The following is a 21,995-nucleotide window of genomic DNA, read 5'->3' as shown; positions in this document are numbered from 1 at the left end:
GGGTGGACCTGCACACGCTGGTGAAGGACCGCCCCCTCGGCCAGGGCGGCCAGGGGGAGGTGTGGGCCATCAAGGAGCGGAAGATCAACAACGTGTGGCCCATCGCCTACAAGGAGTATTCGCCCGCTTCGCTGCGGGAGGCCGACTTCACCGCGTTGCAGAGCATGGTCGACTTCCTGCCGTCGCTCGAACGCTCGACGGGCCGCTGGCTGGCCGAGCACAGCGCGTGGCCGGCTGCGATCGTCGAGGACTCGGGCCGACCGCGTGGCTTCCTGATGCGCCAGGTGCCGGACGCGTTCCTGGTGGAGCTGGCGACAGCGCCGGGCGAACGGCGTGTCGCCGGCTTCCAGTTCCTGCTGAACGAGCAGCAGTACATCGAACGGATCGGCATCACCATCAGCGTCCGGCAGCGTCTGCTGCTGCTCAAGGACCTCGCGGATCTGCTCGACCGCCTTCACGGTCTGGACGTGGCGGTGGGAGACCTGTCCGCCAACAACCTCCTGTTCAGTCTGTCGCCGCGTCCGGCCTGCTTCTTCATCGACTGCGACGCCATGCGGCTGCGGGGACGCAGTGTGCTGGGGCAGGCGGAGACCGCGGGATGGAACGTGCCGGCCGGGGAGCCGTTGGCGACGGTGGAGAGCGACCGCTACAAGTTCACCCTGCTGGTGATCCGGCTGTTCCTGGGGGAGCAGGAGGGGACCGACACGACGCAAGTGGGCCTGGTCGCAACCGAGTTGATGAACCTGGCTGCTCGGGGCAGCTCGGCGGATGCCGCGGCGCGTCCGACCATGAAGGAGTGGGGAGGCGCGCTGGAGCGGGCGATCGCCCAGCCGCGACAGGACTCCCCGGCCGGCCGAAAGCCGAACCGGCCGCCCCGCTCACCGTCGTCGGGGCAGAGTCCGCCGCCGGGCCGGGCGCAGACCCCGCCACCTGCCCGGCCGCCCGCGTCGGGCACCCAGCACGTGCCGCAGCCCGGTGCCGGTCCCTGGACTGCTCCGCCGGCACCTCGGCGGGGGAATCCGGCCGGGAAGACGATCACGACGGTGGTCCTCGTCGTGCTCGCCCTGATCGCCGTGGCCTTCCTTGTCGAGAAGACGGGATCCGGCCATAGCGGCGGTTCGGGTTCGAGCTCCACCGACCGTCCGCCGGAGACGGAGAACGACGGAGAGTCCGCGGCGGACGACTCGGAATCCGAGGCGGAAAAACAGGCCACCGCGATCGACGGGCTGTTGCGGGCGAACGCCGGCACGCGCGGCGGAGTCGGCGACGCGGTCGCGTCCGTACAGCGGTGCGAGTCGCTCCCGGCCGCCGCCGATGTCTTCCGGCAGGCCGCGGACGCGCGCCGTGATCTGCTCGGCCGGCTGGAATCCCTGGATGCCGACGGGCTGACCGGCGGTGAGGAGGCTCTGGCGGATCTGCGGAGTGCCTGGTCCGCGTCGGCGGATGCCGACGACGCCTACCAGCTCTGGGCAGAGAACCTGTCCGGCAGTTGTCTGCCCGACAGTACGGCGGAGGCTTCGGAGTTCCAGGACGCCGCTGTCGCGAGCGAGCGGGCCACCTCGGCCAAGAAGGCGTTCGTCGGGGTGTGGAACGACATCGCCGCCGAGTACGGGCTGACCAGCTACGCGTGGGACGAGGTGTGATCCGCGGACCCTACTCCGGGTACGAGGTGTGGGGCGCAGCCCGGTCGCCCGGCCGGCGCGGGCTGTTCTCCTCCGGCCAGGCCGACCGGCTTCTCGCTGCCGCCGGGGCTCCGGCACGATGGCGCAGGGCCGACAGCGCGGCCAGTTCCATCGCCTGGCGCCCGGTGGTGAGCAGCTTCTCGCGGCGCCATTCCTCCAGGATCCTGCTGATCGTCCGCCGCGAGCTGAGCACCAGCCCTGCCAGATCGTCCTGGGACAGGGGAAGATCGATCCGGATCTTTCCCTCGGCAGTGCGCCTGCCGTAGCGCTCGGCCAGATCGAGCACCAGGACGGCCAGGCGCGCTTCGACCGGTACGGAGCCGATCGCGGCGCGCTGGCGGTCGGCTTCGCGCAGGCGCCCGGACAGGACCTGCTGCACCCCGTAGGCCACCGTGGGCAGGGTGCGCAGGAGGGTGCTGAACCTGCTGGCGGGAATGATCAGTGCCTCGGCGTCCATCAGCGCGCTTATCGACGCCGAGCGAGGCTGGCGGTCCAGGGCGGCCTGCTCACCGAGCAGGTCGCCGCTGTTGCGCAGCGCCAGGACGACCCGGTAGCCGGTGTCGGTCTCCGCGTACACCTTCACGCAGCCGCTGCGCAGCACCAGGACGTGGTCGGAGGGGGCGTCCTGCCTCAGCAGGTGGGCGCTCACCGGATACCTGCGCGTGTGGCCGGCGTCGATGAGGCGTCCCCTGGCCGTGTCGTCCAAGCGCGACCAGAAGGACTCGCCGGCAGGCCGTCGGCCCTCCGGGGACGAGACAACCGCACCGTGCGTCATCCTCAGCCTGTGATCACGGCGAGAGCGAGGAAGACCACTCCGGACACGGCCAGCGCCAGCGAGTGCTGCACCCTGCGGTGTTTGACCCAGGCGATGTCGCTCATGATCACCAGTTGGTTGGTCAGCGCGGACAGCGGGTCGGCCCGTGACAGGTGTTCGGCCAGATCGTGAGGGGTCCAACGGCGTATGTGGCCGTAGAAGAGGTAGTCGTCGGGTCCCGGCGGCTCCATGCGCCGCGTTCCCGCTCTCGGCACGACCGCCGACACGGCCGCGAGCGCGGCGAGCGCCAGTGCGGCCACTCCGATCCAGAGTGCTGCCCGAGCCCACCAGCCGGACAGGTCGCCGACACCGTGGTGCGTACCGGCCAGGGCCCCCACTCCCGCGAGGACCGCCGACTCGATGGTCAGGGCGAACGATGCCTTGGCATCGATCCTGCCGATCCAGTCGGCGAGCGAGGCGTGTAAGCGCCATGCGGTCGCCACCGCGTCGTCGTGCGCCATCGCAGACCTCTTCCCCCCGGAGCGCCCAGCTGACCAACCCATCGTAGTCGGGCGTGCCGTGCCGGGCAGGGGGATTGGAACGGCCGGGACGCCCGGGACCGGCGGCGAGGCCCGCGCGCGTCCTGCGGTTCCCCGTGGGCGCGCCGTGAGGGTGTTCCGGCGCGAGGGTATCGCCGCCGGGGCACCCCGCGCGAGGGCGGGAAGCCCGAGGGATCCGGAGGTCCTGGACGCAGGGGCGCCCCCGGCCTGCGGGCAGCAGACCGGGGGCGGCCGGGTGGAAGGGGGCCGGCCGCGGGCGGCGGCAGCGGTGCGGGCCGCCGCCCGGGAGGGCAGGAATCTCCCGCGGATCAGAACCCCGGTGGGATCAGTGTCCCGGGTGGCCCTTGTCGCGGCCGTCGCCGTTCGGACCGTGGCCGTCGTCGTGGCCCTTGCCGTCCGAGCCGTGGCTGTTGCCGGAGGAGGCCGTGGAGACCTTGCCCAGGTTCGCGGTGACCGCGGGCTCCAGGTTCTCGAACTGCGAGGTGTACGGGCCGACCTCGATGCCCTTCACGCCGTTCAGGCCGGCGAGCTCCTCGAACGACGAGCTCTGCGCGGCGGTGGTGAGGACGCGGATCGCGCTGCGCTGGAGGTCGCCGAGGCGCAGCGGGTAGCCCTGGGCGGGGTAGTCGCCCTTGATCGCGACGGTGTAGGCGACCACCGGGCTGCTGTCGTCACCGGCCGTGGCGTGCTGCACGTCGGTCAGGCCGATGCCGGCCTTCTGGGCGGCGGTCAGCCCGGCGGCGCTCGGGTCGAGCAGCGCGGCGACCGCCTTGTACGCGGCGTCGACCGAGGCGTACGTGGCGTTCGGGGTGAACACCTGGTTGTTGTACGCGTCCCGGACGGTCTCGCCGGACAGGGGGGTCTTCGACAGGTCGGTCCCGGCGTCGACGGTGGTGGTCAGGGTCGTACCACCGGTGGCCGACGGCGTGAAGCCGCCGAACTGCCAGGAGTAGCTGGTGCGGGTGGTGGTCACCGACTTGTTGTACACGGGCAGGCCCGTGACGTCGGTGGTCGGCGCCACCTGCTTGATGGCGTTGATGACCTCGGCCGGGTTGCCACCGGGCTCGATGAGGTCGTTGCCGGCGTACATCGAGGTCAGCGAGCCGTGGCTGCCGCCCCAGTCCGACATGACCGTGCCCTTGTAGCCCCACTCGCCGCGCAGCAGGTCGGTGAGCAGGTCGTAGTCGCTCGCCGTCCAGGTGCCGTTGATCTTGTTGTAGGAGCTCATCACGGACATCGGCTGGGCGGCCTTGACGGCGATCTCGAAGCCCTTGAGCTCGATCTCGCGCAGCGTGCGCTCACCGATCACCGAGTTGCTGGTGGTGCGGTTGGTCTCCTGCGAGTTCTCGGCGAAGTGCTTGATCGTCACGCCGACGCCGGGGATGGACTGGACGCCCTCGGTGGTGGCCGCGGCGGTCAGGCCGGAGACCAGCGGGTCCTCGGAGTAGTACTCGAAGTTGCGGCCGTTGAGCGGGTCACGGTGGATGTTCATGCCCGGCGCGAGCCAGAGCTGGACGCCGTACTCCTGCATCTCCTCACCGACGGCCGTACCGACCTCGGCGACCAGGCCGCGGTCCCAGCTCTGGGCGAGCAGGGTGCCGACGGGCCAGGCGGTGCCGAACTGGTAGGTGGTGGCGTCGCCCGTGCCGATCTGCTGCGTGAGGCGGAGGCCGGCGGGGCCGTCCGCGAGCGCCATGCCGGGGATGCCGAGCTTCTCGTAGTTCGGCGTGGTGTAACCGGCGGCGCCCTTGGCGGTGAGCGTGGTGCCCGCGGCGCTGGAGCCCTCGACGATGTCGGCGAGCTGGGAGACGCTCAGGCCGGCGACGAACTGCTCCATGGTCGCCTTGCCCTTGGCGACGTCGTACAGGGTGGTCGCCGTGCTCGTGGACACGTGGCTGACCTGCTCACCGGTCTTCGGGGCGTACGCCGAGCCGGTGCCTTCCCAGTTCTTCTGTTTCGGATCGAGGTAGACCGTGGTCGAGGAGATCTTGTCGCCGTCGAGCGCGTAGTACGGGGAGGAGGAGTCCACCGGGACGTTCTGCTGGTACGGCGACGCCTTCTTCTCCGTACGGAACGAGGAAGGGTTCAGCTTGATCCGGCCGGACCGCGCGATCTCCGACTTCTCACCCGGGTAGGTGTAGAAGTCCGCCGTTGAGCTGGTGAGCTCGGTGGCGGGCTTCTGGTCGTTCAGCTCGGTGTGGTCCTGCTCGGTGACCACGGACTTCGCGAGGTTCAGGCGGGCCGCGACGTGGGTGTTCCGGGAGGAGTTGCCGACGCGCACGACGTAGTCGCCGGCGTCCAGGACGTAGGCCGCGCGGGACTCGTCGTAGGCGGCGAGCGAGGTGGTGTCGAAGCTGATCGTCACCGTCTGGGACTGGCCCGGGGCGAGGTTGTCGGTCTTCGCGTAGCCGGTGAGCTGCTGGTACGCCTTGTCGAGCCCGGTCTGCGGGGCCGACACGTAGACCTGGACGACCTCCTTGCCGGAGTGGGCGCGGCCGGTGTTGGTGACCTTCGCGGTGACCTTCACGGTCTTGGCGTCGGCCTTGACCTGCTGCGCCTCGATGTCGAAGTCGGTGTACGACTGGCCGTAGCCGAACGCGTAGTTGACGACGCTCGACGGGTCGGCCGGGTTGATCTTCCTGTAGAGCGAGTCGAAGTAGCGGTAACCGACGTAGATGCCCTCGGTGTACTGCTCCGTCAGCGGGTCGTTGTCGTTCTTCCCGAAGGTGGTGGACGCCGGGTAGTACGAGTACTGCGAGGCCCATGTGTCGGTGAGCTTGCCCGACGGGGTCACGGTGCCGTTCAGCACCTCGGTGAGGGCGGCGCCGCTCTCCTGGCCGGCCTGGCTCATCAGCAGCAGCGCGTCGAGCGCCTGGCCGCCGGGAGCGTGCTTGACCTCGCTGTTGATCTGCTGGAAGAACGAGGTGTCCACGATGCCGCCGGTGTTGAGCACCACGACGACGCGCTTGTACGTCTGGCCGAGGAGCTTCAGGTTGGCGCGCTCGATGTCGGTGAGCTGGTAGTCGCCCTTGCCGGAGGTGCGGTCTGAGCCTTCGCCGGAGTTCCGTGCGAGGACGAAGACCGCGGTGTCGGTGGCGGCCGAGGGCGTCACGCCGGCGGCCGTCAGCGGCTGCTCGACGGAGGCGTAGTCGACGCTGGTGCCGTACGTGCTGCCCGCGGTGGACGGGTACTTGGTGTCGTACGCCCGGGTCATCGCGGACCAGTAGGCGTCGCTCGTGGTGACCTTGTAGCCGGCGTCGGTCAGGCCCTGGCGGGCGGAGATCGTGTACCGGTTGTTGACGTTGCCCGAGCCCGTACCGCCCTTGACGGTCTTGTAGGCGCCGACGCCGAAGAGCGCGATGTTGCCCTTCTTGGGCATCGGGAGCGCGTGGTCGTGGTTCTCGAGGAGGACCATGCCCTGGGCGGCGGCTTCCCGCGACAGTGCCGCGTTCTTCAGCTCCAGCGCGGCGGGGCTGGGGTTGGACGTGGCCGCGCCGGCTGCGGGGACTCCGGTGAGGACGACGCCGGCGACGACCGCGGTGGCGGCGGCGATCGCGATGGCCCGGCCCCGGCGGACACCTCTGGGCAGACGTGTGGTGTACATGTCAGTAAGTCCTCTCTCAACCGCATTGTCCAGATAGGAGGTTCATGCCGGACGGGCAAACCTCCAGCCCGGAGGTCCGCGGAAGGGTCGTCCGCTCGGCGTGAGCTGAGCTGACCCTAAGAGCGGCTTTTTCTGTGGTCAATGGCAAAAACATCGTGAGTTAGGGAAGGTTTTCAACTCTTCATTGACCAAAAAAGGGATGGGCTGTCCGGCTGTCAGACACCGTGACAGGAGCTGAACGGCCTGCTACAAGGGCACGTCAGAAGGGTTGCCGAGAGGTCCGGGCCCGGAACCGGTTCCGGAGGCACCCCTCGGAAGAGGGCGCCGAACCGCCTCGCACGAAACTTCATGCACCACGAACCCGGTTCACAGGTTGTCGGCACAGCGTTCCCGGTTGTGCCGGTCCCGGCGCTCGCGGCGCAGATCGCCCACACCCACCCCGGAGGCGTGTCCGGGCCGCGTTTTCTTCCGCAGGTGGACGACCCGGTGACCGACCGCATCCTGGACAGGGCGGGCCGGACGCTCGACGGCGTCCTCGCCGCGTTCTGCACCCTGCTCAACCCGTCGGCGCTGATCGTGGGCGGGGAGGTGGGACGTTCACCGGGGCGTTCGTCGCAGGCATCACCACGGCGATCCGTCGGCACGCCCGGCCGGCCATCGCGACCGGGCTGCACTCCTGGCCGCCGGGCTCGGTACCCGTGCCGAGCTGCTGGGCGCCCTCCGGCTGGGCACGACGCTCGTCCCGCACTGAGCGGGCCGCGGGTCGTCGCCCACGGCCGACCGGAGCCCTGCCGGGGCCGTCGTCAGCGAGGTGGTTCGGCGGAGTCCTGACGGCCGGGCAGGGCGGTGGCGGTCGGGGAGATCTCCGTCCATCGGGTGACGGACAGAGCCGGCTGGACCGGTCCCGCCGACGGTGGCGCCATGCGTACCGCGAAGATCGTGGTGTCGTCCTGGAGCCTTCCGTAGACGTGCCCCAGCATCCGGTCCCGTACGGCCCTGACCAGGCGGTACGGCGAGTCGGCGAGCCGCGGGTCCCGGGCCACGGCGGCCTCCAGCGCCTCGGCCAGCGGAAAGAAGTCGCCCGCCCGGTCGCGGGCCTCGGTCACCCCGTCCGTGGTGAGCAGCAAGGTCTCGTCCTCCGCGAGGCGCATCCGGTGGGGCACCGCGGACTGCTCCGACGCAGGAGCCAGCTCGTTGAGGCCGAGCGGGAGCCTCCCACTGCCGGCGTCCAGGCGGCGCACCCCGCGCGCGCTGACCGCGAAGGGCGGATCGTGCCCGAAGTTGATGACGTCGACGTACCCGCCGGGGGAACCGGGTGTCGGGAAGTCCAGCAGGACCGCGGTGGCGAACCGGTCGCCGTCCTTGTAGCCCATGGCCTGTTCGTACAGCCGGTTGCGTTCCATCCGGACTTCCATGCGCTCGCCCACCACCCGGAGGTCGGGCTGGTGGAAACCGGCCTCCCGGAAGGTGCCCAGCAGATTGGCGGCCACGGCCACGGCTCCGAGGCCCTTGCCCTGTACGTCGCCGAGGAGCGCGCGGGTACCCCAGGGGCTGGGCTGGATGTCGTAGAAGTCGCCGCCGAGCCGGGCTTCCGCGTCTGCGGGCAGGTAGATGTGCGCGTGCAGCAGCCCGCCCCAGCTGGGCGGGAGCGGCCGGATCACGGTGGCCCGGGTGGTGTCCGCGACGTTCCGGACGGAGAGTGAGCGCCGTTCGCCCCGGCGGCGGAGCCAGGCAGCCGCGACGGCGAGCAGGCCGCCCATGGAGACGAGGATGAAGTCGGGCAGCCCCGCGCGGTACTCGTGCTCCCACGCCTGGTCGATCACGCCGTACGCGGCCACGGCGGCGATCGCGAAAAGGGCGGTGGTACCGACCGGGCAGAGGGCGGCGGCCACGACCGGGACCACCACGAGCCAGGACAGCACCCGGAAGTCGCCCGAGGTGTTCCAGTCGGCGAAACAGACGACCACGAGCAGGACGAGCGGCAACAGCCAGCCGAGTCGGCGCCGGGGCCGTCCGAGGATCACCAGCAGTGCCCGGTCCAGCCAAGGCCGGCGCCGGAGGAGCCCGGTTCCGTGGGGAGCGGGCACCTGGTCGGACCCCGGCGGTGAGGAGCGTGGGGAGGGGCGGGAGGGCACCTGGCCAGCGAATCACGGTCTCCGGTGCCACGCATCCGCGCGTCCGAGGACGGTTTCCGGAGTTGGTTTTCAGGGCCGGACCACGGGGCGGGTTTCCGGAGCGCCGGATCAGGGACCCGGTGCCCGGAGCGCCGGAGTCAGTGGTCGGTCTCCTGAGGTGGCATCCGGAGAGTGCTCCCCGGATCGGTCTTCGGAGACGACCGAGGGGCGTGGGACGACGTTGCGGTCGTCCGACGCCCCTCGACGGTGGGGACGCGGTGGAAGCTGGGTGCCCACGGTGGGCGGACGCGGCTGTTTCACGTGAAACGCTGATCCGCCGGGCGGTCTTGTTTCACGTGAAACAGGGAGGGTGGGGCCGGTCCTCAGGGACGGTCGTCGCGGTTCGCGCCGTTCGGGTCGCCGGCCTCGGCGTCCGTCTGCTTGGCCCTGACCTCGGGGTCCAGGTCGGTGCCGTCGACGGAGGTCAGCGGCGCCCCGGGGGAGCCGACCGCCGTGGGCTCGGACGGCTCCACCAGCCAGTCCGGGTTGGCCTGCCGGTCCCACCAACGCCAGGCGGCACAGGCGCCGCCGGCGATTAGCGAGAAGATGAGGGCCCCCTTGACGAACCGGCCGGTCTTCGCCCGGCGCGCGTTCTTCCTGGCGAGCCGGTGAATGTCCTGGGCGGTGACCTGACCGCGCAGGGCGGCGAGGGCCGCCGCGCTGCGTACCTGGGCTTCCCCCGCGACCGGAGCGGCAGCGGCCATCGCGTACTCGAAGCGGGGCAGGGTGTAGTCGGCCGCGTTCTTGGCCGCCTTGCGGGTGTGTACGGCAGCGACCCGGGCGGCGTCGTCGACCTTCGGGGGTACGTGGGCGAGGGCCTGGTCGAGACGGGGGGCCACGCGTGCGACGTACTGCACGCGGGCCTGCTGCGCGGCCGCCGAAACCTTGGGCGCGAGGCGCGCCCGGGCCTCGTTGGCGTAGTGCGCGGCCTGGATCTTGGCTGTGTCGGCGTAAGGCGCCACCACTTCCGCGGCGTGCTGCGCGCTTTCCTTCGCCGAGTCGGTTGCGGCGCGCACGCTGTCGATGCGGGTCACGTGATCCTCCTCCTTGGTGGCGGGTAGGTACTCCGCCTGTCCGCCCATGCCGAAATCATGCCTGCGGGGCTTCTGCGGGGCATGCGGGGCGGGCATCCGGGTCATGGGACATATACGGTCAATCCGAATCATGGAGTGCGTGGACGACGATGCCACGGTTCGGGTGGAGGCGCGCCGTACGGGCATCTGCCCGGGCGGGTGTGTCCCGGTGAAGACGCCCGGACGGGGCACGGGGAGGTGTACCTCCGCAGCCGCCGCGCGCGGAGAGCCCGTCGTGCGAGGATCGGGGAGCTTTTCCGCGCAGACCGAGGATTGATGGAAGGCAGACCGTGGCCGAGCAGCTGTACGCCACCCTGAGGACCAGCCAGGGCGACATCGAGATCCGGCTTCTGCCGAACCACGCTCCCAGGACCGTCCGGAACTTCGTCGAGCTCGCCACCGGCGCCCGTGAGTGGACCCACCCGGCGACGGGGGCCCGATCCGCGGGCCGCCTCTACGACGGCACCGTCTTCCACCGGGTTCTGGAGAACTTCATGATCCAGGGCGGCGATCCGCTGGGGAACGGGACCGGCGGCCCGGGGTACGAGTTCGCGGACGAGTTCCACCCCGAGCTCGCGTTCACCCGGCCGTATCTGCTGGCCATGGCGAATGCCGGGCCGGGGACGAACGGTTCGCAGTTCTTCGTGACCGTCTCGCCGACTGCCTGGTTGACGGGCAAGCACACGATTTTCGGCGAGGTTCCCGGTGTGGCCGGTCGCAAGGTCGTGGACACGATCGCGTCGCTCCCGGCGAACCCGCGGACGAACCGCCCGTACCAGGATGTCGTGCTGGAGTCCGTCGTGGTCGAGCACCGCTGACCCGTTGGCCCGTCGCTTTCTGCGGTCCTGCCGATCCGCCGCTGCCGCGCTGTCGTCCGTGTGTGATGTTCCGCGCGGGGAACCCAGGGGAACGCGGGATCCCGGGGAACCATTCGGACCGACGGTCCGTACGGTTACATAACGGACCAGGACTGGCAGTGGCAGGACTGGCAGCGACAGGACCGAGAGGTCAGGACGATGGACCAGCAGCAGCCTCCGGCAGACCGCGACCCGTCCGGAGAGGGCGGGGCGGCGCGGTTCTGCTACCGCCATCCGGACCGTGGGACCGGGATCAGCTGCACCCGCTGCGACCGGCCGATCTGCAGCGAGTGCATGATCAGCGCCTCCGTGGGTTTCCACTGTCCGGAGTGCGTACGGAGCGGGGGCGGTACGGGCCACCACCCGGCGGCCTCGCGGCCTCGTACGCTCACCGGCGGCGCGGTGGCGGCCGACCCCCGGCTGGTCACGAAGATCTTGCTCGCGATCAATGTGGCGGTCTTCGCCGCCGTGTGGCTGACCGGCCGGTCGTGGCTGGTCCAGGACCTGATGCTGGTCGGCCGTGCCTGGGATCCCCAGCCGTTTCCCGGCGGCTGGACGGGGGTTGCCGAGGGGCAGTGGTACCGGCTGCTCACCTCGATGTTCCTCCACGAGGAACTCCTGCACATCGCCTTCAACATGCTGGGGCTGTGGTGGCTGGGCGGGCCTCTGGAGGCCGCACTGGGCCGGGTCCGCTTCCTCGCGCTGTATCTGCTGTCGGGGCTGGCGGGCAGTGCGCTCACCTACTGGCTCAGCGCGCAGAACCAGGGCTCCCTGGGGGCCTCCGGGGCCGTCTTCGGTCTGCTGGGCGCCACCGTCGTGCTCATGCGGCGGATGAACTACGACCTGCGGCCGGTTCTCGTCATCCTGGCGTTGAACGTGCTCTTCAGCCTGCGGTCGGGCATCGCGTGGCAGGCCCATCTCGGTGGTCTGGTCGCCGGCACGCTCATCGCCGTCGCCCTGGTGCACGCGCCGCGCGGACGGCGGAACGCGGTGCAGTTCGGAGCCTGTGCGCTGGTGCTCCTGATGACCGTTTTGATCGTTTGTGCTCGTACCGCCGCGCTGACCTGACGGATTCTGTCCACTCCTGGAGCGAAGTTATCCACAGTGTGACATCGAGAGGCGACGGAGAGTGGGGTACGCGTGTTCGGCTTGTCGCTGAACAGGGCCTTCTTGGCTCAGGTGGTCACTACAGCCTCCCCGGATGAGGGAGGCTGTAGTCACATCGGCGTCAACCACGGTGTAGTTATCCACAGATCGTCCGACCTTTTCCCCCGCCTGTGGATAACTCTGTGGGTAACTTCAGGGCAGGACGTGCGAAGGACCCGCACACGGTACGAACGCCGCCCCGCACATGGCCCCGTCCCCGGCCCGGAACCCCGTCGTCCGCGCAGGACCGGGCGCCCGGAAGGCCGGCCGGACTCCGTGCGCGCACGGGTTCCGCCGGTATCTCGGGTGAAGCGGTCCTTCTGGGTCGGGCGGTTGTCGCACATGCCGCGGGAAAGGGACGGCAGGAGCGGAGGGCAGCGGGGTCAGCGGGCTACTTCCACTGCGTGGAGACGGCGAAGCCGCCGCCGATGAGCCCGAAGCCCACCACGATGTTCCAGTTGTGGAGCGCCTCGATGGGGAGCGAGCCGTCGGTCACGTAGAACAGGACGATCCAGGCCAGACCGATGAGGAAGAGCCCCAGCATCACCGGAGCGATCCAGCCGCGGTTTCCCAGCTTGATGGTGGTCGCCTGGTTCGCCGCGAGGGGCGTGAAACCGGCCTTCTTGCGGATACGTGACTTCGGCACGAGGAACGCTCCTGTCGATGCGCTGCGTGACCGCGCAGTGATCTTTGGCTGGCGCCCGAGGGCGCTGGGGGGAAGCTGCCTCCCCCGGGCGTCCGTTAGCGTAGTGCTTCCATGGCGCCTGATGAGATAAGGGTACGTTGAGCAATCTCGCGGACTCCTCCGAAGAGGCGGCCCGGCGCACCTCGAAGTGGCCGGTCCGGGTGCTCACGGCTGCCGTTTTCGCGCTCGCCGGACTGATCTTCGTGACCAGTGCCAACACGGCCAAGGGCACCAACATCCGCAGCGACTCCTCCCTGCTCAAGCTCTCCGACCTCATCGGTGAGCGGAGCGACAAGAACGGGTTGCTGACCGACTCGAACGCGGCCGTGCGCGCGCAGATCGACGCGCTCGTCCAGCGCGACGACGGCAGCACCGAGGCGGAGGACGCCCGGCGCAAGGCGCTGGAGAAGTCGGCCGGGACCACCGCGATCACCGGGAAGTCCGTCAGCGTGACGCTCGACGACGCCCCGCCGGACGCCACCGCGAACCCCGGATACCCGGAGCCGCAGCCCAACGACCTGGTGATCCACCAGCAGGACCTGCAGGCCGTCGTCAACGCGCTGTGGGACGGCGGTGCCCAGGGCATCCAGGTCATGGACCAGCGGCTCATCTCCACCAGCGCCGTCCGCTGCGTCGGCAACACCCTGATCCTCCAGGGCCGGGTCTACTCGCCGCCGTACAAGGTGACCGCGGTGGGCGACCCGGACGAGCTCCGCAAGGCGCTGGGCGCCTCCACGGCCCTGCAGAACTACCAGCTGTACGTGAAGGCCTACGGCCTCGGCTGGAAGCTCGACGAGGACGACAGGACGCGCCTGCCCGCGTACGCCGGCACGATCGACCTCCACTACGCGCGGCCCGTCGGGTAGCGGCGGCGGGAGCCGTACCGGAGGGCGGGCTTCCCCCCGCTCGCTGTGGCTTTCCACAGCTGCCCCACGCCCGGGCCACCGACCTTTAGTCTGGTCCCGAACCGAATGGAGGGGCAGCATGTACGGCTGGATCTGGCGGCATCTGCCGGGCAACGCGTGGGTGCGGGGAGTCATCTCGCTCGCGCTCGTCCTGGCGGTCGTCTACGCACTGTTCCAGTACGTCTTCCCCTGGGCGGAGCCACTGCTCCCGTTCGGTGACGTGACGGTGGACGGCCAGAGCGCCGGAGCGGAGACAGGGCAGTGAGCGCACGCATTCTGGTCGTGGACAACTACGACAGCTTCGTTTTCAACCTCGTGCAGTACCTCTACCAGCTCGGCGCGGAGTGCGAGGTGCTGCGCAACGACGAGGTCACCACCGCCCACGCCCAGGACGGTTTCGACGGGGTCCTGCTCTCGCCCGGCCCCGGTGCCCCCGAGCAGGCGGGCGTCTGCATCGACATGGTGCGTCACTGCGCGGCCACGGGCGTGCCCGTCTTCGGTGTCTGCCTCGGCATGCAGGCGATGGCCGTGGCGTACGGCGGGGTGGTGGACCGGGCCCCCGAGCTGCTGCACGGCAAGACCTCGCCGGTGAGCCACGACGGGCAGGGCGTCTTCGCGGGACTGCCGTCCCCCTTCACCGCCACCCGCTACCACTCGCTGGCCGCCGAACCCTCGGCGTTCCCGGCCGAGCTGGAGGTCACCGCGCGGACCGCCGACGGCATCGTCATGGGGCTGCGCCACCGTGATCTGCCGGTCGAGGGCGTGCAGTTCCACCCCGAGTCGGTGCTCACCGAGCACGGACACCTGATGCTGGCCAACTGGCTCGTCCGGTGCGGGGACGCGGGCGCGGTCGACAGATCGGCGGGGCTCACGCCGGTGGTGGGCAAGGCCGTCGCGTGACCGCACTCCGTCCCGGGCACGACGCCGGTGAGGAGTACCCGCCGAGGCGCGGGACGGGCGGTTCGTTCGAGGACGCGGTGGGCCGGCTGGCGGATCCGCTGAACGACCCGCTGCCGGGGAGCTACGCCCCGCCTCCGGGGCGCCACGCAGGGGACGGACCGTTGGAGAGCGCACCGGGCAGCCCGCCCGCCGAACGTCCGCCCGCGGGCGGACGCGTCGTGGAGGGCGTGGTCGTGGAGAGCTCCCTGAGAGCCCGTACGGCGCGACCACGGCCGCCACAGCAGCCCGCGGGAGTCCAGCAGCGCCAGGACCCCCAACAGCCCCTGTACGGCCCGCAGGAGGGCCTCCGGCAGCCCGGCGAGCCCGGCGAGTGGTACGACCCCGAGGGCTACCGCCGCGACTGGTACGGCGGACAGGACCGGCGGACGCCGGCGCCCGGGCCGACCGGGGCCACCGAACGGACCGCGGCTCCCGGGAGCACCGATGCGACCGGCGTGACCGGCGTGACCCGCCCCATGGGACGGTCCGGGCCGGCCGTACCGCCCGGCCCGGCTGTACCGTCCGGGCCGGCCGGGCCCACCGTCTCCGGCTACGGCACGCGCGCCGGCGCCGGGCCGGGTGGCGGGGCGCAGGCGTTCTCCGGCGCGGTCGCGGACGAGCCGGCGACCGCCGTCCTCCCCGCGCTGGACGTGCCCGACCACGGCCGACTCCCGCCGCACGACGAGACCGTCGCCCTGCGGACGCTCCGGCCCGCCGGGACGGACGGGCCCGTAAGCACCGGGGATCCCGAGGACGGCCCGGCTCCGGGCGGACGGGCGGAGCGGCGCCGGGCGGCCAAGGCGGGCGGTCGCCGCCGTCCGCCCCGGCCCGCGCCGTCCGGGGGGAGCGGCCCCGGGGCCGGGGCGGGGGGCGCGGAGACCGCCCGGCCGATGTCGCGGGTGGAGGCCCGCCGGGCGGCCCGCGCGGCCAAGGACAGCCCGGCGGTCGTGGCCAGCCGGGTCGTCGGTGAACTCTTCATCTCGCTCGGCGTGCTGATGCTGCTGTTCGTCGGGTACCAGCTCTGGTGGACCAACGTCCGGGCCGACCGGATCGCGGGCCAGGAGACCCACAAGATCCAGGACCAGTGGGCGGCCGGTGCCCGGGACCCCGGAGTCTTCGAGCCCGGTCAGGGCTTCGCGATCATCCACATCCCGAAACTCGACATCGTCGCGCCCATCGCCGAGGGCACCAGCAAGGAGAAGGTGCTCGACCGGGGCATGGTCGGCCACTACGGCGAGGGCGCGCTGAAGACCGCGATGCCCTCGGCCCGCCAGGGCAACTTCGCGTTGGCCGGCCACCGCAACACCCATGGTGAGCCGTTCCGTTACATCAACAGGCTGAGTCCGGGCGACAAGGTCGTGGTCGAGACCCAGGACGCGTACTACACGTACGAGATGACGAAGACGCTCGCGCAGACCTCGCCGTCCAACGTGTCGGTGATCAGTCCGGTGCCTGCCGGGTCCGGCTTCACGGCGCCCGGCCGCTACATCACCCTGACGACCTGTACGCCGGAATTCACCAGTACCTACCGCCTGATCGTGTGGGGCAAGATGGTCGACGAGCGGCCTCGGAGCAAGGGCAAGCCCGACGCTCTCCTGGACTGACGACAGCGCGCTCGCGGGCGATCCTCCCGGCGGCGGACAACCCCACGACAAGGGACGGTTGCGGTGGTAGCGAGGACCGAGCACGAGGCGCGGGCCGGCGAACCGGCTCCGCCCCGCGCGGCGGAGCCGGTTCGGCGCCATGTGGTCGCGGCGGCCGTCAGCGTCGTGGGTGAACTCCTCATCACCGCGGGGCTGGTGCTCGGTCTCTTCGTCGTGTACTCGCTGTGGTGGACGAACGTGGTCGCCGACCACGAGGCCGACCAGCAGAGCCACGCCGTCCGTGACGGCTGGAAGGCGGCCGACGGACCGGGCGCGCTGGATACGGAGGGCGGCATCGGCTTCCTGCACGTGCCCGCCATGAAGAACGGTGAGGTGCTGGTCAGGAAGGGCACCGACACCAAGATCCTCAACGACGGCGTCGCCGGCTACTACACCGACCCGATCCCGGCCGCGCTGCCGTCCGCGGCCCGGGGGAACTTCACGCTCGCCGCGCACCGGGACGGCCACGGCGCGAAGTTCCACAACATCGACAAGGTGCACACCGGTGACGCGATCGTCTTCGAGACGGAGGACACCTGGTACGTCTACAAGGTGTTCAAGACGCTCCCGGAGACCTCGAAGTTCAACGTGGACGTGCTCCAGCAGGTACCGAAGGAGGCCGGTGTGACCAAGCCAGGCCGCTACATCACCCTGACGACCTGCACGCCGGTCTACACCTCGAAGTACCGCTACATCGTCTGGGGCGAGCTGCAGCGTACGGAGAAGGTCGACAGCGACCGTACGCCCCCGGCCGAGCTGCGCTGACCGCAGTCGGCCGCAGGCGGGGTGACCGCCGGTCCGGCGTACCACCCGTAGAACATATGAAGGGGCCCGGACCGCCGTGAGGTGGTCCGGGCCCCTTCGTCGTGGTGCGCGAGGGACGTGCGCCGGGGTCGGATCAGCCGAAGAGGCCGTTTCCGCCGGCCCCGTTGCCGCCCCCGCCCCCGTTGCCGCCCAGCGTCTTCACGTTGACCGCACTGCCCTTGTCGACCTGCTGGCCGGGGCCCGGATCGGCGTTGAAGACCATGGCGTTGTCGTCGGAGGAGCCGTCGACGCTGCCGAGCACCAGTCCGCTCTGGGCGAGCAGGGCCTTGGCGGCTGCCAGCGTCTGGTTCCGGATCTCCGGGACGGCCACCTTCTCGGGCTGCGGCGGTCCCTTGGAGACCTTCAGCACGATCTGGACGTCCTTGGCCTGCTCGGTACCGGCCTTGGGGGTCTGCTCGACCACGGTGCCCGCCGGGGCCGTCGAGTCGGTCTCCGCCTGCGAGACGTTGGAGAACCCGAGACCGTTCAGCTGGCTCTGGGCCTGCTCGAACGTACGGCCCGACGTCGAGACGTCCGGCACGGAGATGAGCTTCTCCGTGGCGACGGTGATCGTCACCTCGGACTCCTTCTCGGCCTGGGCGCCGCCCTCGGGGCTCTGCTTGGTGACCGTGCCGGGGGTCGCGTCGGATTCCTCGCTCTCCACCTTGACGGAGAAGCCCTTCTCCTCCAACTGCTCGCGGGCGCTGTCCTTGGACTTCTCCGTGACGTCCGGGACCTCGACCTTGGGGGCGCCGGAGGAGACGTGGACCGTGACGGTGTCGTGCTTCTGCAGCTCACCCCCGGACGGGTCCTGGTCGCAGATCTTGCCCTTCTCCTGGTCCTCGCACGGCTTCTCGTCGCCGACCTTGAGGACCAGCTCGGAGTTGTCCGCGAGCCGTTGGGCCTCCGTGACCGTCGATCCGACCATGTTCGGAACGGGGACCGCGCCGGTGTCCTCGGTGTCGCTGAAGACGTAGCGGCCGATCAGGATGGCCCCGATCAGCACGAGGACGCCGCCCAGGACGAGGAGGATCGTCGAGGTGTTGCTCTTCTTCTGGTTCTGGCGCCGCCGGCCGGGGCGGTCGTCGTAGCCGTAGCCGCCGTCGTCGGGGTTGAGCGGCGGCATCATCGACGTCTGCGGACCGCCGCCGCCGTCCGTGGCGCGCAGGGCGGTGGTGGGCTGGTCGCCGCCGTAGCCGCCGTCGTAACCGCCGTAGGCGCCGTACCCCGCCGCGCCCATGGCGGCGGCCGCGGCGACGGGGCGGCCGTCGAGGCAGGCCTCGATGTCGGCGCGCATCTCGTCGGCGGACTGGTAGCGGTAGTCGGGGTCCTTGGTGAGCGCCTTCAGCACGATCGCGTCCATCTCGGGCGTGATCTCGGGGTCGAAGTTGCTCGGCGGCTGAGGCTCTTCCCGGACGTGCTGGTAGGCCACCGCGACGGGCGAGTCCCCGATGAAGGGCGGCCGCACCGCGAGCAGTTCGTACAGCAGGCAGCCGGTGGAGTACAGGTCGGAGCGGGCGTCGACCTGCTCGCCCTTGGCCTGCTCCGGGGAGAGGTACTGGGCGGTGCCGATGACCGCGGCGGTCTGCGTCATCGTCATGCCGGAGTCACCCATCGCACGGGCGATGCCGAAGTCCATGACCTTGACCTGGCCGGTGCGCGTCAGCATGACGTTGGCCGGCTTGATGTCGCGGTGCACGATCTGGGCGCGGTGCGAGTACTCCAGCGCCTGGAGGATTCCGACCGTCATCTCCAGGGTGCGCTCGGGCAGCAGTCTGCGGCCGGAGTGCAGGAGCTCCCGGAGCGTGGAACCGTCCACGTACTCCATCACGATGTACGGGATCGAGACCCCGTCCACGTAGTCCTCGCCGGTGTCGTAGACGGCGACGATCGCGGGGTGGTTGAGCGAGGCCGCAGACTGGGCCTCTCGGCGGAACCGGGCCTGGAAGGACGGATCGCGGGCCAGATCGGCCCGGAGCGTCTTCACGGCTACGGTGCGGCCGAGCCGGGTGTCGTGCGCGAGGTAGACCTCGGCCATGCCACCACGGCCGAGCACCGAGCCCAGCTCGTACCGGCCGCCGAGGCGACGCGGCTCTTCCATCACTGTTCCAGCCCTCTCCGTCAGTCCCGACCGCACCCGTGTGTGGTCCGGCGGTGCGCTGTTCGCGCATACGCTACCGGGCACACGCGACGCGTTCGGCCCGCACCCGTCAGCCGATATCCGACCGGTATCCCGATGTCCGGTATGGCGGTCGGGCGTCGGGGCCTTGCCCGGGGCCGTCCCGCCCCTACTTGCTGTCGATGACCGCCTTCATGATGGCCTTCGCGATCGGGGCGGCCAGACCGCCACCGGAGATGTTCTCGCGGTTGGCCTTGCTGTCCGCGACCACGACCGCGACGGCGACCGGGGTGCCCTTGTCGGTCTTCGCGTACGAGATGAACCAGGCGTACGGCTTCTTGCTGTTGTTCAGGCCGTTCTCGGCGGTACCGGTCTTGCCGCCGACGGTGACGCCGTCGATCCGGGCGGTGGTTCCCGTGCCCTTCTCGACGACGGTCTCCATCATCTGCTGGATCTTCTGGGCGTTCTCGGCCGAGACGGGACGGCTCATCTCCTTCGGCTCGGCCGTGTCGATGGTGTCCGTGTTCGGCGCCTGGCGGGAGGCGATCATGTACGGCTGCATGAGCTTGCCGTCATTGGCGATCGCCGAGGCCACCATGGCCATCTGGAGCGGGGTGGCGCGGTTGGACGCCTGGCCGATGCCCGCCATGGCGCTCTGCGACGGGATGTCCTCGGGGAAGACGCTCTTGTCGGCGCGGACCGGTGTGAAGATCTCCTGGTTGAAGCCGAACTTGTCGGCCTCCTCGATCATCTTCTTGTTGCCGAGGTCGGCGCTCACCTTGCCGAAGACGCTGTTGCAGGACCAGCGCAACGCCTCACGGAGCGAGGCGTTCTCGCAGGGGATGTTGCCCTCGTTCTTGAGCGGGAGGGTGGTTCCGGGGAGTACCCAGGGGAGCGGGGACTTGGTCGGGTCGTCGATGTTGTCGTAGAGCCCGTTCTCCAGGGCGGCGGCGGCGGTGACGACCTTGAACGTCGAACCCGGCGGGTAGGTCTCGCGCAGGGCCCGGTTGAGCATGGGCTGGTCCTTGTCCGCGAGGAGCTTCGCGCGGGCCTCGGAGTCCTTGTTGGAGTTGCCGGCGAAGACCGAGGGGTCGTAGGACGGCGTGCTGGCCAGGGCCAGGATGGCGCCGGTCTCCGGGTCGAGCGCGACGGCCGCGCCCTTCTGGTCGCCGAGCCCCTCGAATGCGGCCTTCTGAGCGGCACCGTTGAGGGTGGTGACGACGTTGCCGCCCTTCTTCTGGTCCCCGGTGAACATCGACAGGGTGCGGTTGAAGAAGAGCTGGTCGTCGTTGCCCGTGAGGATGCCGTCCTCGATGTTCTCCAGCTGCGTGGAGTCGAAGGCCTGCGAGGAGTACCCGGTGACGGGGGCCCACATGGGTCCGTCCTTCCAGACCCGCTTGTACTTGAAGTCGCTGCCGTCCGTCTCGACCGAGCCGGTGATGGCCTTGCCGTCGACGATGATGTCGCCGCGCTCGTGGGCGTACCGCTCGATCCGGACGCGCCGGTTCTCGTCGCGCGAGTTCAGCTCGTCGGCGCGGACGTACTGGAGGTAGTTCGTACGGACCAGCAGGGCCAGGATGAGGACGCCGCAGAAGATCGCGATCCGGCGCAGGGGCTTGTTCACGGACGGACCACCTGAGTCATCTCGGCGTCGGGCGAAGGGGCGGGGGCGGGCGCCGGGCGGCGCGCGGTGTCGCTGATCCGGATGAGGACGGCGATCAGCGCCCAGTTGGCGAGCACGGACGAACCGCCGTACGCCAGGAACGGCATCGTCATGCCGCTGAGCGGGATGAGACCCATCACACCGCCGGCGACGACGAAGACCTGGATGGCGAAGGCGCCGGAGAGGCCGACCGCGAGGAGCTTGCCGAACGGGTCGCGGGCCGCGAGTGCCGTACGGATGCCGCGCTCGACGATCAGGCCGTAGACCAGCAGGACCGCCATCATTCCGGCCAGCCCGAGCTCCTCGCCGACGGTGGAGAGGATGAAGTCGGCGTTGGCGGCGAACATGATCAGGTCCGAGTGGCCCTGGCCGAGGCCGGAGCCGAGGGTGCCTCCGGAGCCGAACGACATCAGGGACTGGGCGATCTGCTCGCTCGCGCCGCTCCCGCCCTGACCGAAGCCCTTGAACGGGTCGAGCCAGGCGTCCACGCGCTGCTGGACGTGCGGCTCGAAGGTCGCGACACCGACCGCGCCCGCCGCGGACATCAGCAGACCGAAGACGATCCAGCTGGTCCGCTCCGTCGCCACGTAGAGCATGACGATGAAGAGGCCGAAGAAGAGCAGGGAGGTACCGAGGTCCGTCTCGAAGACCAGGATCAGGATCGACAGCGCCCAGATCGTCAGGATCGGACCGAGGTCACGGCCGCGGGGCAGGTACATCCCCATGAACCGGCGGCTCGCCAGGGCCAGCGCGTCCCGCTTCACCATGAGATAGCCCGAGAAGAAGATCGCGATGAAGATCTTCGCGAACTCCCCCGGCTGGATGGAGAAGGGACCCAGGCTGATCCAGATCTTCGCGCCGTTCACCTCGGGGAAGAAGATCGGGCTGATCAGCAGGATCAGCGCCACGACCATGGAGATGTACGTGTAGCGCTGGAGCACGCGGTGGTCCTTGAGGACCATCAGCACGGCGACGAAGAAGGCGACCCCGATCGCCGAGTACAGCAACTGCTTGGGCGCGTCCGGGCTGTACGTGTACCCCATCTGTTCCGCGCGCTGGATCAGCCGCTGCGACTGGTCGAGGCGCCAGATCAGCACCAGCCCCAGACCGTTGAGCAGGGTGGCCAGCGGCAGCAGCAGCGGGTCGGCGTACGGCGCGAACTTGCGCACCACGAGGTGGGCGACGCCGCCGAGCAGGACGAGCCCGGCGCCGTAGCCCAGCATTCCGGACGGCAGCTTGCCGTCGATGGCGAGACCGACGTTGGCGTACGCGAACACCGAGATGACGATGGCGAACACCATCATCATCAGCTCGGTGTTGCGGCGGCTCGGTGCGTCGATCGCGCCGATGGTGGTCGTGTTGGTGACAACGCTCATGGTGCTGTGGG

The 21,995-nt window shown here is 70.2% G+C and carries 17 protein-coding genes; 8 read left to right on the top strand and 9 right to left on the bottom strand.

Annotated features, from left to right (window positions below; translation table 11 throughout):
* Nucleotides 1-2: 2 nt before the first annotated feature.
* Complete coding sequence (locus ACFZAX_RS05005; protein WP_390959150.1) at nt 3-1,643, top strand: hypothetical protein; 1,641 nt, start codon at nt 3-5, stop codon at nt 1,641-1,643.
* A 10-nt stretch (nt 1,644-1,653) separates the two neighbouring features.
* Here ACFZAX_RS05005 and ACFZAX_RS05000 read toward each other — a convergent pair whose 3' ends face one another.
* The 5 genes from ACFZAX_RS05000 to ACFZAX_RS04980 form a co-directional block, all read right to left on the bottom strand.
* On the bottom strand, nt 1,654-2,331 hold the full coding sequence (locus ACFZAX_RS05000; RefSeq protein ID WP_390959148.1) for a cyclic nucleotide-binding domain-containing protein: 678 nt from the start codon (nt 2,329-2,331) through the stop codon (nt 1,654-1,656).
* 128 nt (nt 2,332-2,459) lie between these two features.
* On the bottom strand, nt 2,460-2,957 hold the full coding sequence (locus ACFZAX_RS04995) for a Pycsar system effector family protein (protein WP_390959146.1): 498 nt from the start codon (nt 2,955-2,957) through the stop codon (nt 2,460-2,462).
* 364 nt (nt 2,958-3,321) lie between these two features.
* Nucleotides 3,322-6,600 (bottom strand): glycoside hydrolase family 3 C-terminal domain-containing protein, encoded by a 3,279-nt coding sequence (locus ACFZAX_RS04990; protein WP_390959144.1) that lies wholly within the window; start codon nt 6,598-6,600, stop codon nt 3,322-3,324.
* A gap of 803 nt (nt 6,601-7,403) precedes the next feature.
* Nucleotides 7,404-8,687: a SpoIIE family protein phosphatase gene (locus tag ACFZAX_RS04985; protein ID WP_390959142.1), complete on the bottom strand. Its 1,284-nt coding sequence runs from the start codon at nt 8,685-8,687 to the stop codon at nt 7,404-7,406.
* A 410-nt stretch (nt 8,688-9,097) separates the two neighbouring features.
* Nucleotides 9,098-9,808, bottom strand: coding sequence for a DUF5324 family protein (locus tag ACFZAX_RS04980; protein ID WP_390959257.1), 711 nt, complete (start codon nt 9,806-9,808; stop codon nt 9,098-9,100).
* Between the two features lie 329 nt (nt 9,809-10,137).
* On the opposite strand from ACFZAX_RS04980, the gene ACFZAX_RS04975 reads away from it, so the two are divergent.
* Both ACFZAX_RS04975 and ACFZAX_RS04970 read left to right on the top strand, forming a co-directional pair.
* A complete protein-coding gene (locus ACFZAX_RS04975) occupies nt 10,138-10,665 on the top strand; it encodes a peptidylprolyl isomerase (RefSeq protein ID WP_390959141.1) in 528 nt (175 codons plus the stop codon).
* Nucleotides 10,666-10,863: 198 nt separating this feature from the next.
* Entirely contained in the window at nt 10,864-11,772 is a 909-nt protein-coding gene (locus tag ACFZAX_RS04970; RefSeq protein ID WP_390959139.1) for a rhomboid family intramembrane serine protease, read from the top strand.
* A gap of 469 nt (nt 11,773-12,241) precedes the next feature.
* Here the strand turns inward: ACFZAX_RS04970 and crgA are convergent, their stop codons facing one another.
* The gene (gene crgA / locus ACFZAX_RS04965; RefSeq protein WP_327176833.1) at nt 12,242-12,496 is read right to left on the bottom strand and encodes a cell division protein CrgA; all 255 of its coding nucleotides are present in this window, start codon (nt 12,494-12,496) and stop codon (nt 12,242-12,244) included.
* A gap of 137 nt (nt 12,497-12,633) precedes the next feature.
* Here crgA and ACFZAX_RS04960 point away from each other — a divergent pair, with 137 nt between their 5' ends.
* The 5 genes from ACFZAX_RS04960 to ACFZAX_RS04940 all read left to right on the top strand — a co-directional run bounded on the left by ACFZAX_RS04960 (nt 12,634) and on the right by ACFZAX_RS04940 (nt 16,787).
* Nucleotides 12,634-13,401 carry a DUF881 domain-containing protein gene (locus ACFZAX_RS04960; RefSeq protein ID WP_390959138.1) on the top strand — a complete coding sequence of 256 codons (768 nt, stop codon included), beginning with the start codon at nt 12,634-12,636 and terminating at the stop codon, nt 13,399-13,401.
* Nucleotides 13,402-13,519: 118 nt separating this feature from the next.
* Entirely contained in the window at nt 13,520-13,705 is a 186-nt protein-coding gene (locus ACFZAX_RS04955) for a hypothetical protein (RefSeq protein WP_390959136.1), read from the top strand.
* The gene (locus ACFZAX_RS04950; RefSeq protein WP_390959134.1) at nt 13,702-14,340 is read left to right on the top strand and encodes an aminodeoxychorismate/anthranilate synthase component II; all 639 of its coding nucleotides are present in this window, start codon (nt 13,702-13,704) and stop codon (nt 14,338-14,340) included. The genes ACFZAX_RS04955 and ACFZAX_RS04950 overlap by 4 nt, the downstream gene beginning before the upstream one ends.
* A gap of 323 nt (nt 14,341-14,663) precedes the next feature.
* Nucleotides 14,664-15,983: a class E sortase gene (locus ACFZAX_RS04945; RefSeq protein ID WP_390959255.1), complete on the top strand. Its 1,320-nt coding sequence runs from the start codon at nt 14,664-14,666 to the stop codon at nt 15,981-15,983.
* 63 nt (nt 15,984-16,046) lie between these two features.
* Nucleotides 16,047-16,787: a class E sortase gene (locus tag ACFZAX_RS04940; protein ID WP_390959132.1), complete on the top strand. Its 741-nt coding sequence runs from the start codon at nt 16,047-16,049 to the stop codon at nt 16,785-16,787.
* Between the two features lie 133 nt (nt 16,788-16,920).
* Here ACFZAX_RS04940 and pknB read toward each other — a convergent pair whose 3' ends face one another.
* The 3 genes from pknB to ACFZAX_RS04925 form a co-directional block, all read right to left on the bottom strand.
* Nucleotides 16,921-18,927, bottom strand: a complete 2,007-nt coding sequence (gene pknB, locus ACFZAX_RS04935) for a Stk1 family PASTA domain-containing Ser/Thr kinase (RefSeq protein ID WP_390959130.1) — start codon at nt 18,925-18,927, stop codon at nt 16,921-16,923.
* A gap of 187 nt (nt 18,928-19,114) precedes the next feature.
* Nucleotides 19,115-20,569: a penicillin-binding transpeptidase domain-containing protein gene (locus tag ACFZAX_RS04930; protein ID WP_390959128.1), complete on the bottom strand. Its 1,455-nt coding sequence runs from the start codon at nt 20,567-20,569 to the stop codon at nt 19,115-19,117.
* The gene (locus ACFZAX_RS04925) at nt 20,566-21,984 is read right to left on the bottom strand and encodes an FtsW/RodA/SpoVE family cell cycle protein (RefSeq protein WP_390959126.1); all 1,419 of its coding nucleotides are present in this window, start codon (nt 21,982-21,984) and stop codon (nt 20,566-20,568) included. Before ACFZAX_RS04925 ends, ACFZAX_RS04930 begins: the two co-directional genes overlap by 4 nt.
* Nucleotides 21,985-21,995: the final 11 nt, after the last annotated feature.

Source organism: Streptomyces sp. NPDC008125 (genome assembly GCF_042957125.1).
Taxonomy (GTDB): Bacteria; Actinomycetota; Actinomycetes; order Streptomycetales; family Streptomycetaceae; genus Streptomyces.
The sequence above is the reverse complement of the archived record's forward strand: the minus strand, read 5'-3'. Positions and strand labels throughout refer to the sequence as shown.

Bases quoted from the DNA above. Each gene is read 5' to 3' on its own strand.
- ACFZAX_RS04995 (WP_390959146.1), bottom strand. From the start codon at position 2,957: ATGGCGCACGACGACGCGGTGGCGACCGCATGGCGCTTACACGCCTCG.
- ACFZAX_RS04990 (WP_390959144.1), bottom strand. From the start codon at position 6,600: ATGTACACCACACGTCTGCCCAGAGGTGTCCGCCGGGGCCGGGCCATC.
- ACFZAX_RS04970 (WP_390959139.1), top strand. From the start codon at position 10,864: ATGGACCAGCAGCAGCCTCCGGCAGACCGCGACCCGTCCGGAGAGGGC.
- ACFZAX_RS04955 (WP_390959136.1), top strand. From the start codon at position 13,520: ATGTACGGCTGGATCTGGCGGCATCTGCCGGGCAACGCGTGGGTGCGG.
- pknB (WP_390959130.1), bottom strand. From the start codon at position 18,927: ATGGAAGAGCCGCGTCGCCTCGGCGGCCGGTACGAGCTGGGCTCGGTG.
- ACFZAX_RS04925 (WP_390959126.1), bottom strand. From the start codon at position 21,984: ATGAGCGTTGTCACCAACACGACCACCATCGGCGCGATCGACGCACCG.